The following is a 14,136-nucleotide window of genomic DNA, read 5'->3' as shown; positions in this document are numbered from 1 at the left end:
CGATCGCGGACTCATGCCCGGCAGTCCCTGATCTTGAATTCCACCCGCCGGTCCGGTGCGTCGACCAGGTCGTCGGTCCCGCTGCCAACGATGTTTTCCTTGTAGCCCATGCCCTGCGGTCGGGTCCGGCTGCCGACTTCCGGCGACTCGGAGGTCAGGCGCTGCTTGATGTAGGCGGCGCGCTTGAGCGACAGGGCGTCATTCGTCTGCTCGGAGCCGGTCTTGCTGGTGTGGCCGACGATGTTCATGCAGACCTTGGCGGTGCCGCTTTCCCGGGCGATCTGCCGCAACCACATGCCGTAGGCGCTGCTGATGTTCGGGTCGGACCAGAACTCGGTGCTGCCGGGATTGAACAGGAACTTCACGCCCAGCTGGTTGTAGGCGATGCCGAATGCCACCACGCGCCCGAAGGCCGCCTCTGCCTCCTGCATCTGGCCCAGCTTGATGTAGCTGAGGTAGATGCCGTTGAGCACCCGGATCTGCTCCCCCGCCGGGGTGGCCAGCGCACTTCGATACTGGCCCAGCGCCTCCTGGTATTGCGCGGCGTTGTAGAGGTTGGTGGCATCGTTGATGACGGTCGCCGTGGAAATGCGGTCGAGGTAGGTGCGGTCGGCCTTCTGGCCCGGCGTCAGGGCGCTGGTGCGCACATAGCCGTCGATGACCGGATCCTTGATGACCACGGGGCTGTCCCTGTAGTAGGGCAATGGCTTCATGTCGACCGTGTCCTGCCGCGCCAGCGCCGAAGACTGGGCCACCACCGTGCCGCCCTTGATGTCGACCAGCGCGAGGTTGAGGCGATAGGCCGCCTGCACGCGCACCAGCGTGCCCGTCAGCAGGTACTCGGCCTTGGCCAGGTTGGCGGCGCGGAACGGCAGCACCTCGATCTGCTCGAAGTTCTTCGTCATGCGCTCGGTGACTGCGCGGTCGAGTTGCTGCGTCGCGGCGGTCTGCTGGCCGCTGCCGGCATCGAGCGTCGGGTCGAGCACGACGGCGTGCTTGCTCACCTTGGCCTCGACCTTGGCCAGCATGGCGGGCATCCCGGGGATCCTGCGGGTCTGCTGCACCAGCCCGTCGGTGGCCACGGCGATGGCCTCTTCGAATGGCAGCGCGTTGTTGCTGACGGTGGCGGTCGGCGTTCCGCAGCCCTGCAGGAGCAAGAAGGCCGCTGCCGCGCTCAGCCAGAGCCCGGTCATCATGGAAAAGGTGCTGGTGCGTGTCATTTGCATTCCCTCTTCAAGAAAGCGACTTCCTCCGGGCTGAGCGATTCCATCGACGCTTTCAGAACAATATCACCGCACCTTGCCGGCCTGCGTCCCACGTTGTGTGGAGTTGTGGGAGGGGTTTCGGACGGCGTCTCGGGCCGGGATTCGGCGATGGGGCGGCTGCTGGCCACGGGTCTGGCTCGCTCGACCGCGGGTGCCGGCGGCTTGGCCGGGCGCGGGCGTATCGCGGGGGCCGGCGCCTGGCTCGCGACGGGCGGTTCGACCACCGGCGATTGCGCAGGCGGTGCTGCCGGCGCTGGCGCCGGGGTCGACGGGCGCTCGGCCATCGGCGGCGGTGTGGCGGCTGGCGCTTCGGCCGGCGTCCGCGGAGGGGATGGCGCGGGCGGGACGGCGGCCGTGGGTGCAGACGTGGGTGCAGGTCCCGTTGCGGACGTGGGCTGCGATGCCGGAGCGGCAGTCGCCGGCGTCGGGGTTTCCGCCGTCGAAGGGATGGATGCCGCGGGCGGAGCGGTCGAACCACGCGTCTTCCACCACAATGCAGCCCCGCCCGCCAGCAGCAAGGCCGCGACTGCGAGCGCAACGACGGTCTTGCCCGTGCCGCGCGACGGTGTGACTTCGCGCGGCGCCAACGCCGGTCGCGGAGGGACGCTGGCGCTGGGCGGCGGTTGCCCGCGAGCCTTGGTGCGCGGCCGGTCGCGCGGCGGGGACAGTCGCTGCGTGACCGCGTTGCCCATGCGCCGGAACACCGAAGCGGTCTCCGGCGCCGCGCCCACCGGCACGGGGGCCGATGCCGGCGAGGGTGCCTGCGACGGGGCCGAGGCCGGGGCCGCATCGAGCATCGCGATGAACTGCGCCACGTCCCGTGGCCGGGCCTCGGGCCGCACCGACAACGCGGCGTCGATCGTGCGCAGGAAGCCCTCGCCGTATTGGCCGGCATGGGTCGTTGCCAGCGGCGCTTGCGTGTCGTTGACGACGCGTTCCACCGACTGCACGGGCGGGCGGCCCGTGATCGCGAAGTGCACCACCCCTGCCAGCGCGTAGAGGTCGGTCCACGGCCCCTGCGCCATGGCGCCGCCATATTGCTCGATCGGCGCGTACCCGGGCTTGAGGACCGCCGTCAGCGCCTGCGTCATGTCGCTGATCACGCGCCTGGCCGCTCCGAAATCGAGCAGCAGCGGCCCTGCGGCCGTGAGCAGGATGTTGTCCGGCGAAACGTCGCGGTGATAACACTGCTCGCGATGGATCGCCGCCAGCGCGTCGAGCAGTGGTTTCAGCCAGGCGCGCAGTTGCGCTTCCGGCACCGGGCCTTCGCGCAGCGCCAGCGCGGCCTTGAGCGTCGGCCCTTCGTAGTAGGGCATGGCCATGTACGCGGTGCGATTGGCCTCCCAGAAGCGCAGCACCTTGACCAGCGCCGGATGGTCGAAGCGTGCGAGCAGCCGGGCCTCGTTGAGGAAGCTTTTCAGCCCGGCCGCGAAGGTGTCGCGGTATTGCTCCGATCGCGCCGACACGCCCAGGGAGGTATGGGCCCGCACCGCCAGCGAGGAAGGCATGTATTCCTTGATCGCCACGGGGCGCTCCAGCGCCACGTCCCATGCCAGGTAGACGATGCCGAAGCCGCCCTCTCCGAGGGCGCGGGTGATGCGGAATCCCTCGATCAGCGTGCCATCGGGCAGGGCGTGCTCGCTGATGTCGGCCGAGCCAGCGGGGCGCGTCGCACCTGGCATCACGGTGCGCTCATCGTCGTCTGGCGGCGGGCGCGGAGTCATGGCGCGAAGCATTGCACAGGCTGGGGCCCGTGGCGATGCCCCTTTGGCCATCGGCCGTCGCGCCACCAGCCCTTCAGCGCCTGGCGTAGCTCGGGGCGGGGTGACACGCGGGCGGCTACTGCATCTTCGAGAATTTCGTCGGCGTCAGCAGCTCGTTGGTGATGTTGCCTACGATCGGCCCGTCCTTCTCGCTTTCGGTTTTCACGCGGATCCATTCGGCGTCGGCCAGGAACACCGGCCATTTCGCCTCCCGGTCGGCCAGCGACTCCCATGCGATCAGGTAGGTCAGCACGTTCAATTCCGAATCCCCGACCAGCGTGGTCCAGAACCCGGCCGGCTGGATGCCGAGCCGGGCCCAGATGTGGATGGTGTGATCGTTGAACCGGGCCAGCAGGTTGGGCATGCGGCCCGGCAGGGTGCGATAGATCCGCAATTCATAGATCATCCGGGGGCTCCAGGGGTGTGTAGAGGTGGGCGTGCATCTTCCGCGAATCGCCGCGCTCACACCATCGGGTGCGCCTCCAGGGTTTCCCTCGAAAAGGTGGCCGCCTCGCCGGCGAGCAGGCACTCGCCGTGGTCGATCGCGGGGGCGCGGAAATGAGCCGCGCGTCGGGGCCATGAAGTGAATGGAGCGGCACCCCTCCTGCAGTTCAACGACATCGGGACTAGCATGGCCACCTGACTCGACCCCGCACGGTCCTTGCTTCAATCACAACATGCACCTCAACACGAACCGGACGCAACTGGCCGCGCGGGTGCAGGCATTGGTCGGCGATGCGCGCGCCCCTGAACGCCGGCAATTCAGCCGCCAGCCCTTGCCTTCGAGCCGACACGCGGTCCGCAACTTTCCGCGGCTGCCTGAGCCTGAAGTCCGGCCGGATCGATCCGCATGACAACCGTCCACAGGCATCTCACCGTGCATGGCCTGGTACAGGGCGTCGGCTATCGCTGGTCCATGGTCCAGGCGGCCGAGCGACTGGGCGTGCAGGGCTGGGTGCGCAATCGGCGCGATGGCACGGTGGAGGTTTTCGTGTCGGGCGACGCGGCCGCCGTGGATGCCTTGGTCGCGTGGGCCCATCGCGGCCCGCCGGATGGGCGCGTCGAGCGCGTGGACGTAGTGCAAGCGCCTGCGCCGGACAGCGCATTCGAAGGATTCGGGGCGCGCGACACGCTTTAGCGCGACTCCCGATCAAGCCCTCCGCAGACCCCGCATCCTTTGCTCGGCCCCGACGCGGATCCATCACCCGGCGAGTGCTTCCCGCAAGTCGCGACTCCCGCTTACACCGGTCCGCGAGGACGGGCGCATGCTCCAGCCGCACCCCCAGGAGATCCAATTGAAAACCCTTCGCTCATCGGCATGTAGCGCGTTGATCGCAGTTGCGGGCATCCTGGCTTGCGGCGTGGCCTATTCCCAAGCCACCCAAGCCACCCAGGCGGCCAACTGCGACGCGCGCCAGGACACGGCCGCCTGCCTGCGCGAGGCCGGCGCGGCGCGTCAGGAGGCCGCGCGCGGCGGCCTGACACAGCCCGGCGCCACCGCAGCCAACCAGAATGCGTCGGCGCGCTGCCAGGCACTCCCCGCCACCGAGCGCGCGGACTGCGAGGCGCGCATGCAGGGCACCGGAAGCGGCACCACCACGACCAGCGGCAGCGTGATGGGCGGCGGGGTGATCCGGGAAACCGTGACGACCGTTCCGGCGCCGAGCCGTTAAGAAATGCAAATCGAAGGTCCGCCGACGAACCAAACGGTGGCTCGCAGGGCAATCGCGGAAATTCAGTACGCACCCAATTCAGGGGCGATCGCCGGATGAAAGCTCGCGACTTGCTGCTGCGCGGTTGTGCGTGAGCGCTATCCCTCGCCACTGCTCACAAGATGGTCGGCTGCGTCCCGCAGCGTTCGGGGATCCGCTCGAGGCGTATGCCGGGCCGTGCGCCTCATCGCTTAACCAAAGACTAGTTTCACGCCAGCCTGCGTCGGGCTAAAACCTTTGACTGTTCACTCACACACAAAGGAGCCGAATCATGGCAGACAAGAGCAAGCCGAACATCCTGGTCATCTTCGGGGATGACATCGGCATGTGGAACGTAGGCGCGTACACGCACGGCCTGATGGGCCACACCCCCAACATCGACAGCATTGCCAAGGACGGCATCCTGTTCACCGACCACTACGGCCAGCCGAGCTGCACCGCGGGACGTGCGGCATTCATCATGGGCCAGTTGCCGGTGCGCACCGGCATGACCACCATCGGCATCCCGGGCTCCGCGCGCGGCATCCAGAAGGAAGACCCGACCCTCGCCGAAGTGCTGAAGGCCGGCGGCTATGCCACGGGCCAGTTCGGCAAGAATCACTTGGGCGATCGCAACGAGTTCCTGCCGACCTCGCATGGCTTCGACGAATGGTTCGGCAACCTGTACCACCTGAACGCCGAGGAAGAGCCCGAGGAGCTCGACTACCCTGGCCAGAAGAACCCCGAGTACAAGAAGAAGTTCGGCCCGCGCGGCGTGCTGCACTGCTGGGCCACCGACAAGGACGACCCGACTGAGGACCCGAAGTTCGGCAAGACCGGCAAGCAGAAGATCGAGGACACCGGCCCGCTCACGCGCAAGCGCATGGAGACCTTCGACGGCGAGGTGCTCGACAAGACCCTCGACTGGCTGGACCGCACCGCCAAGACCGACAAGCCCTTCTTCTGCTGGTTCAACACCACTGCGATCCACATCTGGTCGCACCCGCCGAAGAAGTACGTCCAGGCCGCGGTCGACGAGGGCCGTGCCGAGGAGGACGTGGTGCGCGCCAAGATGATCGAGCACGACGAGCAGATCGGCGTACTGCTGAAGAAGCTCAAGGACCTGGGCGTGGACGACAACACCATCGTCATCTACACCACCGACAACGGCAACGAGCTCATGATGTGGCCGGACGGCGGCTATGCCCCGTTCCGCGGCGAGAAGGGCACCACTTGGGAAGGCGGCGTGCGCGTGCCGTGCCTGGCCAAGTGGCCGGCGAAGGTGCCTGCGGGAAGTGTCTCCAACGGCATCCAGAACCATGAGGACCTGTTCGTCACGCTGTGCGCCGCCGCCGGCATGCCCAACATCAAGGAAGAGCTGCTCAAGGGCCACAAGGCCGCCAACGGCATCACCTACAAGGTGCACCTCGACGGCTACAACAACCTTGACCACTGGACCGGCAAGGCGGCCAAGTCGGCGCGTCGCGAGATCTACTACTACGACGAGACCGACCTGATGGCGGTGCGCGTCGATGGCTGGAAGATGCACATCGGCGTGAAGAAGGACGGCAGCTGGTTCAACGCCAAGCAGTACCCGAGCGTGCCCTACGTGTTCAACCTGCTGATGGATCCGATGGAGAAGATGGACCCCGAGTCGCACGAGTGGGGTTACGTCGGGCGCAAGTTCCTCGCCTCCAAGCTGTGGGCGCCGACCGCCGGCGGTCCGTTCCTGGCGGCACACCTGCAGAGCCTGGCGGAGTTCCCGCCGTCACAGGGTGCGGACTCGCTGAGCATGAAGAAGAACATCGAGATGGCGATGGCCAAGCTCGAGTCGCCGCACGGCAGCAGCAACTAGTGGCCTTGTAACCGCCGGTCCGCAAGTGCCTGCCTCGCCAGCGACGCTGGTGGGGCAGGAATTCCCGCGGCTCGCCGACCATCGCGCTCATCGGCGGCGGCCGGAACACCACAATCGCATCACTCCACCGTCACGCTCTTGGCCAGGTTGCGCGGCTTGTCCACGTCCGTTCCACGCGCGCACGCCGTGTGATACGCCAGCAACTGCAGCGGCACCACATGCAGCAGCGGCGACAGCGCACCGTAGTGCTCCGGCATGCGAATGACGTGCACGCCATCGCTGCTTTCGATCCTGGTGTCGCCGTCGGCCAGCACGTACAGCACGCCGCCGCGCGCGCGGACTTCCTGCAGGTTGCTCTTGAGCTTCTCCAGGAGTGCATCGTTCGGCGCCACGGTCACGACCGGCATCTCGCTCGTCACCAGCGCCAGCGGTCCGTGCTTGAGTTCACCGGCGGCATACGCCTCGGCGTGGATGTACGTGACTTCCTTGAGCTTGAGCGCACCTTCGAGCGCGATCGGGTAGTGCAGCCCGCGGCCGAGGAAGAGCGCGTTCTCCTTGCGTGCGAAGTCCTCCGACCAGCTGATGATCTGCGGCTCCAGCGCCAGCACCGATTGCAGCGCCACCGGCAGGTGTCGCATCTCCTGCAGGTACTTCGCCTCGTCCTCGTCCGTGAGCCGCCCCTTGGCTTGCGCGAGCGCGAGCGTCAGCAGGAACAGGCCCGCCAGCTGCGTCGTGAAGGCCTTCGTCGATGCCACGCCGATCTCGACGCCGGCGCGCGTGATGTAGGCCAGCTTGCATTCACGCACCATCGCGCTGGTGGCCACGTTGCAGATGGTCAGCGTCTGTTCCATGCCCAGGCTGCGCGCATGCTTGAGCGCGGCCAGCGTGTCGGCGGTTTCGCCGGACTGCGTGATCGTGACGACCAGCGTCTTCGGGTCAGGCACCGAATCGCGATAACGGTATTCGCTGGCGATCTCCACCTGCGTCGGTATCCTGGCGATGCTCTCGAGCCAGTACTTGGCCGTGCAGCCGCTGTAGTAGCTGGTGCCGCAGGCCAGGATCAGGACCTTGTCGATCTCCTTGAACACGCGGTGCGCACTGGCGCCGGTGCTGCCGTCATTCGTCACGCCGTCGAACAGTTCGGGCGCGATGCCCACCACGCCTTCGAGCGTGTCGGCGATGGCGCGCGGCTGCTCGAAGATTTCCTTCTGCATGTAGTGGCGATACGGGCCGAGCTCGGCCGCGCCGCTGTGCGCCTGCACGGTGCGAACCTGGCGCGTCACCGGCTTGTGCGCGCGGTCGACGATCCAGTACTTGCTTGGCTGCAGGTCGATCACGTCGCCTTCGTCGAGGTAGACGATCTGGTCGGTCACGCCGGCCAGCGCCATCGCGTCGCTGGCCAGGAAGTTCTCGGTGCCGTCCTTGCCGACGCCCAGGATCAGCGGCGAGCCGGCGCGCGCGCCGATCACGCGATGCGGCTCGTCGCGGCAGATCACTGCGATCGCATAGGCGCCGTGCAATTGCAGCACCGCGGCCTTGACCGCCTCGAACAGGTCGCCGTCGTAGAGGCTGTCGATCAGGTGGGCGATGACCTCGGTGTCGGTCTGGCTGTGGAAGACGTAGCCCCTGGCCTGCAGCGCGGCACGCAGCGACTCGTGGTTCTCGATGATGCCGTTGTGGACCAGCGCGATGCGGGCCGGCCGGATGGTTTCCGCGCCCTCGCCTGCGCCGTGGCTGAAATGCGGGTGGGCGTTGTGCACGGCCGGCGCGCCGTGCGTGGCCCAGCGCGTGTGGGCGATGCCGGTGAGGCCTTCGATCTTGTCTTCTGCGACCTGGGTCAGCAGGTCCGCGACGCGCGAGGTGGTGCGTGCGCGCGTCAGCCCGCCCGCGTGCACGGCCACGCCGCAGGAGTCATAGCCGCGGTATTCGAGCCGCTGAAGGCCCTGGACCAGGACCGGGACGATGTTGCGATGGGAAGCCGCGCCGACGATGCCGCACATAGGAAATTGCCTTGTTGAGATTGACCAGAGAGTGCGAATGGTAGGCGTCAGGACAAAAACTAAGCTTCCAATAATCACCATAAATTGACTACAAATTTCTTCCATAGTCATTTTTGAATGTTTATTCCCTTTTACTTTTTATTTCGGAATAAAAATCCACATCGCTGCCGTTGCCGACCAAGAAAAAGCCCGCCGAAGCGGGGCCGAAGTCACAGGTGGCGATGGCTCTTCTCAAACTGGCCGTGCCATCCGACGCGATCCCCCGCGGAGCGGGAGCCGGGCGCGGCCCGTCAACGGGGTCGCTCAGTATTTGTAGCCAAAGCCCACGGTGAGCAGGGCATCGGTCGTCTTGCGGCCCACCGGCACCTTGGAGGCATGGCGCACGGTCACGCCGGTATTGAGCGTCCAGGCGCCGGAAATGGCGGTGGCCAGGCCGGCGTCGAAGGTGGTCAGCGTGCCGAGGTCGCCACTGCCCGGGCGGAATTCCAGCCGTTGCCTGAACGTCGTGGTCGAACTCAGCCGATGCGAGGATTGCTCGCCAAACAGGAGTTCAGCGCCGCTGGCCGAGGTGCCGTCCGTGTAGCGCAGGTTCGCCGCACCGACACCGGCGTAGACGTCGAAGCTGGTGTCCGGCGTCTGGACGATGTGATAGCCCGCGCCCACGTCCGCGCCGATGCGTGAACGCAGCCCGGCCACCTAGTTGGTCTCGCCTTCTGCCGTGCCGAATGCGAACACGCGTTGCGTCAGGTTGTAGTCGTAGCGGCCACCCAGGCGCAGGCTGTCGGAATTGGTCGTCTTCACGCCGTTGTTCTTGCTGGTGCCGTAGTTTGCGATGCCCCACAGCGAGATCTTGTCCTGCGCTGTCGCCTTGACGCCGTCCGCCGCGCCAGAGAGCACGAAGGAAGATGCATTGCCCGACGCGGCTGCCCCGCCGATCGAGATGCCGCCATGCCATTGGTTGTCCAGCGGCGTGACGGGCGCCGCTGCGGGTGCCGGGGCGGCCACTGGAGGCGGCGCCTTCACGGTTTGCGCCTGCGCCGTGGCGAGGGCGCCCAGCGTTGCGACGAAGGCCGCAGACAGGCGGGTGATTTGTGACAGTCTGGAAGAAGTACGGTTCATGGGTCCCTGAAATCGAAGTCATGTGTTCTTGAAGCGCGTGGGGAGGTGCGGGAGGAATCAAGGTTTCATAGGCACGGAGGGCTTGTATTCACTGGCCCGGAACGCCTCTTTGGACGACCGAGTTGACCCGCTTGCGCCGCCGCGACCCACGCAAATCGAACTTTCGGCGTACAGGCGCGCGAACCGTGAAATAAGTCAAATCCAGCGCGCGGCATTGGTCTCGTTCGACCTTTGCATTGCAACTCTGGGGCCAAAAGCGACTCGCGCCGAACCCGCGCTTGAGTCAACATTTCATTGCACATCGATTCATGAAATCCGATGCCATGAATCCCGATCGACGGAGTTTTCCTCCAGAATCGCGCCAACCATGGAATCAATCTCACTGGACACCACCGATCTGCGCCTGCTGGATGCCTTGCAGCGCGACGCATCGCGAACCAACCAGCAACTGGCCGCCGATCTCCATCTCTCGCCGCCCACCTGCCTGCGCCGCGTGCAACGCCTGCGCGGCGCCGGCCTCATCGAGCGCGAGATCGCCCTGCTCTCGCCCGACAAGCTCGCGCCCTTGCTCGGCCATGGCCTGCAGGCGGTGGTTGAGATTTCGCTGGACCGCCAGGGCAGCGAGGCGCTGGACGCCTTCGAGGCGCGCGTCGCACCCGACGACGCGGTGCAGCAGTGCTACCGGGTGTCGCCTGGACCCGACTTCGTGTTGATCGTCGCGACGCGCGACATGCCCGACTACCTGGCGCTCCAGCAACGGCTGTTCACGGCCGATGCGAACGTGCGCAACGTCAAGGCGTACTTCAGCCTGAAGCGGGCGAAGTTCGCACCGCTGGTGCCGATGGGCGCGCCCGCATAGGCGGCGGGCGCTTTCAGCCCTTGGGCTGCTTCACAGGCCGTTTCCAGTCCTCGAAGCTCACTTGCCTGCTGCGCCCGATGGTCAGGGCGCCCGGCGCGGTCGACTTGGTCACCGTCGAGCCGCCGCCCACCGTGCCGCCCGCGCCGATGGTCACCGGCGCCACCAGCACGCAGTTGCTGCCCACGTGAACGTCGTCGCCGATGATGGTGCGATGCTTGTTGGCGCCGTCGTAGTTGGCGGTGATGCTGCCCGCCCCGTAGTTCACCCGCGCACCGACCGTGGCGTCGCCCAGGTAGGCCAGGTGATTGGCCTTGGCGCCCGCGTCGAGCGTCGAATTCTTGACCTCCACGAAGTTGCCGATGTGCACCTCGGCGCCCAGGCGCGCGCCCGGACGCAGCCGCGCGAACGGACCGATGCGCGAGCCCTCGCCCACGGTCACGCCGGCCTTCTCGCCGTCGATGTGGGTGAACGGGTGGATGACCGCGCCGGTCTCGATGCGCGCGTTGGCGATCACACAGTTGGCGCCGATCGTCACGCCGGCGCCCAACGACACCGCGCCTTCGAAGACGCAGTTGACATCGATCTCCACATCGGCCTCGCACACCAGCGAACCGCGCACGTCGAAGCGCGCCGGGTCGGCCAGCCGCACGCCCTGCGCCATCAATGCATCGGCCAGGCGGCGCTGCCATGCGCGCTCCAGGCCCGCGAGCTGGGCCGGATCGTTGACGCCGGTGACCTGCAGGTGGTCGTCGGTGCGATGGGCCACCACCGGCACGCCGTCGAGCGTGGCCATGCGGACGATATCGGTCAAGTAGAACTCGCCCTGCGCATTGCGGTTGTCCAGTCGCGCCAGCCACGGCTTGAGCAGCCGCGCGGGCACCGCCATGACGCCGCTGTAGACCTCCTTGATGGCGCGCTGCGCCTCGGTCGCGTCCTTCTGCTCGACGATGGCCTGCACCGCATCGCCATCGCGCAGGATGCGACCGTAGCCGGTCGGATTCTCGAAGTCGATCGTCAGCAGCGCAAGCCGGCGGCCAGCACAGGCCGCGATCAACGCGCGCAAGGTGTCCTCTCGGATCAGCGGCACATCGCCCGACAGCACGACCACGATGCCGTCATCGGGCAGCAGCGGCGCTGCCTGCTGCACCGCATGGCCGGTGCCGAGCTGAGGCATCTGGCGCGCGAAGACCGGCGCGCAGGGCGCATCCGCCAGCGCGGCCTCGACTTCGTTGGCGCCATGCCCGGTCACCACCACCACGCAGCGCGCGTGCAGGCGCGCTGCGGTGTCCAGGACGTGCAGCGCCAGCGCGCGCCCTGCCAAACGATGCAACACTTTGGGCCAACTGCTCTTCATGCGCGTGCCCTTGCCGGCCGCCATGACGACGATGTCGACCGGCCCCTCGTTGTTGTTGGAAAAATCTGTCATGCCTGCGTACTCGCTCGATCAATGCTGGAAGTTGGCGCGGATTATCGTCGCCGTGCTCGGATGCGCGCTGTTGGGGGCCTGCAGCTCGGTCAGGCTGGCCTACAACAACCTGCCGACCGTGACATGGTGGTGGCTCGATGGCTATGTCGACCTGGACGCCACCCAATCGCCGCGCGTGCGCGAAGCGCTGGCGCAGCTGCTGGAGTGGCATCGCCGCAATGAGTTGCCCAAGTTCGTCGCCCTGCTGCAAAAGGCGCAAGCGCTGGCCCCGGACACGCTCACGCCAGAGCAGGTGTGCGCCTTCAGCGACGAGATCCGCGACCGCCTGCTGGCCTTCGCGGTGCGTGCCGAGGCGCCGGGCGCGACGCTGGCGCTGAGCCTGGGCGATGCCCAGCTTCAACACCTGCAACGCAAGTACGCCAAGGTCAACGAGTCCTGGCGCAAGGACTGGCTCGCGCTCGATCCGGAGCAGCGCCAGGACAAGCGCTTCGACCAGATGCTCGACCGCTATGAAGATTTCTATGGGCCGCTCGACGCATCGCAGCGCGAGCTGCTGCGGCGGCTCGTCGCGGCGTCCGCCTTCAGCGCCGAGCGCATGGATGCCCAGCGGCGCCTGCGGCAACAGGAAGCACTGGCCCTGCTGCGCGGACTCCGGGCCGACCCGCCGTCATCGGCGGACACGCAGGCCGCGCTGAACGCCTACGTGCAAAGGATCGCCTATCCGCCGCCCGGCCCCTGGCGCGATTACCAGCAAGCCCTGTCGGTGGAGGGTTGCCGCAACCTCGCCGCCCTGCACAACGCGACCACCGCGTCCCAGCGCGAACGTGCGGCGCGGCGGCTGCGCGACTACGAGAACGACGTGCGTCAGCTGGCGGCGTCCTGATCGGCGTGCAGGTGCGAAAGGCGCGCGCCGAGCAGCGCGTATTGCGCCACGAAATTGGCCAGGCTGGTCGCCACGCCGAAGCCCAGCACCGACACCAGGTCGGAAATGCCGAACAGCCAGAAATACAGCACCTGCACAGCAATGATCACCGGCACGGTGTAGTGCTGCTTGGCCGTGAGCCCACGCGCGGCCAGCGTGCGGAAGGCGAAGCCCGAGGCATTGATGAGGATGGCCGAGAGAATCACCATCCACACGTAGGGCTCCAGGTTGTTGTACTTCGCCCCGAGCAACATGACCCACAGGTGCCCGCCATACACGGCGCTCAACAGCACCAGCGCCATCGCGCCCAAGTAGGCGGCGTGCACCCGCAGCACGATCCTGCCCAGCCGCGGCCCCGCGGGCGCACGCGCAAGCGCGGGAAAGAGCAACACGACGGTCACGCGATCCACCACCGTCAGCACGATCGCGAGCCGGCCGAACGCACCCACGTCGGCCAGCAAGTCGGTCGAGCCGAACAGCGAGGCGAGGAAAATGGTGGCCACGCCCTGGACCTGCAGGAAGATCCCGGCCGGCAACAGGGGCAGCACGATCTTCAGCGCCTGCCGGTCCACCTTCTTGCGATCGGCCGCATCGAGCCGCACATCGGGCACGCCCAGCTTGCGCAAGGCCATTCGGTACAACTGCACGGCCACCATGCCCGAGGCCGTCGTCGCGCCGAGGATGCCCGTGACCGACCAATCCGTGACCGGCAGCAGCAGCACGACGCCGATCAGCACGAGGCGGGTCGTCAGCGCGGCGGCGGCGATGCGGTTGGTGGCGGAGATATGCCCGAGCACCACCGCCACCGAGTTGGCATAGTGCTCGCGCAGCTGCAGCAGCACGATGGCGAAGTACAGCACCGTGCCGACCAGGTAGGCCGGCTCCAGCCAACCGCGGCCACTCGAGTTGACGTACCAGTAGGGCCCCACCACCAGCAGGCCCGCCGTCAGCATCACCCAGCGCCAGCTGAAGACCTGCTTGCAGACGCCCACCACCCATGAATGCTCGCCGGCACGCGTGCCGATGACCGGCAACACGCAATGCGCAAGGCCGAGATCGCTCACGCCCAGCATCAGGTTCGAGGCAGCGACGAGGAAGGTGTACTGGGCATATTGATCCTTGGGCAGGACATTGACGATGAGCAGCCCGGCAATGCCTGCGAAGACCACCCCGAGCATTTCGATACCGCCGACCGCCAACACCTGGCGCAAACGGGCTTTGAGATTCATGGACGAC

11 protein-coding genes and 1 pseudogene are annotated in these 14,136 nt (G+C 67.0%); 5 read left to right on the top strand and 7 right to left on the bottom strand.

The window, feature by feature from the left end:
* Positions 1-11: 11 nt before the first annotated feature.
* The 3 genes from HB681_RS01855 to HB681_RS01845 form a co-directional block, all read right to left on the bottom strand.
* Complete coding sequence (locus HB681_RS01855; RefSeq protein ID WP_256734785.1) at positions 12-1,220, bottom strand: OmpA family protein; 1,209 nt, start codon at positions 1,218-1,220, stop codon at positions 12-14.
* Positions 1,217-2,989, bottom strand: a complete 1,773-nt coding sequence (locus HB681_RS01850) for a serine/threonine-protein kinase (protein ID WP_256734784.1) — start codon at positions 2,987-2,989, stop codon at positions 1,217-1,219. The genes HB681_RS01855 and HB681_RS01850 overlap by 4 nt, the downstream gene beginning before the upstream one ends.
* A 115-nt stretch (positions 2,990-3,104) precedes the next feature.
* Positions 3,105-3,434, bottom strand: coding sequence for an NIPSNAP family protein (locus HB681_RS01845; protein ID WP_213953035.1), 330 nt, complete (start codon positions 3,432-3,434; stop codon positions 3,105-3,107).
* Between the two features lie 444 nt (positions 3,435-3,878).
* Between HB681_RS01845 and HB681_RS01840 the strand changes: the two genes are divergently transcribed.
* From HB681_RS01840 to HB681_RS01830, 3 genes are all read left to right on the top strand, one after another.
* The gene (locus HB681_RS01840; RefSeq protein WP_213953034.1) at positions 3,879-4,166 is read left to right on the top strand and encodes an acylphosphatase; all 288 of its coding nucleotides are present in this window, start codon (positions 3,879-3,881) and stop codon (positions 4,164-4,166) included.
* A 157-nt stretch (positions 4,167-4,323) separates the two neighbouring features.
* The gene (locus HB681_RS01835) at positions 4,324-4,701 is read left to right on the top strand and encodes a hypothetical protein (RefSeq protein WP_256734783.1); all 378 of its coding nucleotides are present in this window, start codon (positions 4,324-4,326) and stop codon (positions 4,699-4,701) included.
* A 310-nt stretch (positions 4,702-5,011) separates the two neighbouring features.
* A complete protein-coding gene (locus tag HB681_RS01830; protein ID WP_213953032.1) occupies positions 5,012-6,574 on the top strand; it encodes an arylsulfatase in 1,563 nt (520 codons plus the stop codon).
* A gap of 119 nt (positions 6,575-6,693) precedes the next feature.
* Here HB681_RS01830 and glmS read toward each other — a convergent pair whose 3' ends face one another.
* Positions 6,694-8,574, bottom strand: coding sequence for a glutamine--fructose-6-phosphate transaminase (isomerizing) (gene glmS, locus HB681_RS01825; RefSeq protein WP_213953031.1), 1,881 nt, complete (start codon positions 8,572-8,574; stop codon positions 6,694-6,696).
* A 303-nt stretch (positions 8,575-8,877) separates the two neighbouring features.
* Positions 8,878-9,693, bottom strand: a pseudogene (locus tag HB681_RS37895) (DUF481 domain-containing protein).
* Positions 9,694-10,060: 367 nt separating this feature from the next.
* Between HB681_RS37895 and HB681_RS01810 the strand changes: the two are divergent.
* Positions 10,061-10,552 carry an Lrp/AsnC family transcriptional regulator gene (locus tag HB681_RS01810; protein WP_213953028.1) on the top strand — a complete coding sequence of 164 codons (492 nt, stop codon included), beginning with the start codon at positions 10,061-10,063 and terminating at the stop codon, positions 10,550-10,552.
* A gap of 13 nt (positions 10,553-10,565) precedes the next feature.
* Here the strand turns inward: HB681_RS01810 and glmU are convergent, their stop codons facing one another.
* A complete protein-coding gene (gene glmU, locus HB681_RS01805; protein ID WP_213953027.1) occupies positions 10,566-11,978 on the bottom strand; it encodes a bifunctional UDP-N-acetylglucosamine diphosphorylase/glucosamine-1-phosphate N-acetyltransferase GlmU in 1,413 nt (470 codons plus the stop codon).
* Here glmU and HB681_RS01800 point away from each other — a divergent pair.
* Positions 11,977-12,861, top strand: coding sequence for a DUF6279 family lipoprotein (locus HB681_RS01800; RefSeq protein ID WP_213953026.1), 885 nt, complete (start codon positions 11,977-11,979; stop codon positions 12,859-12,861). The genes glmU and HB681_RS01800 overlap by 2 nt on opposite strands.
* On the opposite strand, the gene HB681_RS01795 is transcribed toward HB681_RS01800, so the two are convergent.
* Positions 12,843-14,129, bottom strand: a complete 1,287-nt coding sequence (locus tag HB681_RS01795) for a hypothetical protein (RefSeq protein WP_213953025.1) — start codon at positions 14,127-14,129, stop codon at positions 12,843-12,845. The two genes, HB681_RS01800 and HB681_RS01795, sit on opposite strands and share 19 nt — an antisense overlap.
* Positions 14,130-14,136: the final 7 nt, after the last annotated feature.

This window comes from Variovorax sp. dw_954, assembly GCF_018449755.1.
In the GTDB taxonomy this organism is placed as follows: Bacteria; Pseudomonadota; Gammaproteobacteria; order Burkholderiales; family Burkholderiaceae_C; genus Variovorax.
Note: the sequence above shows the minus strand (reverse complement) of the source record. Positions and strands in the feature narration are given on the sequence as shown.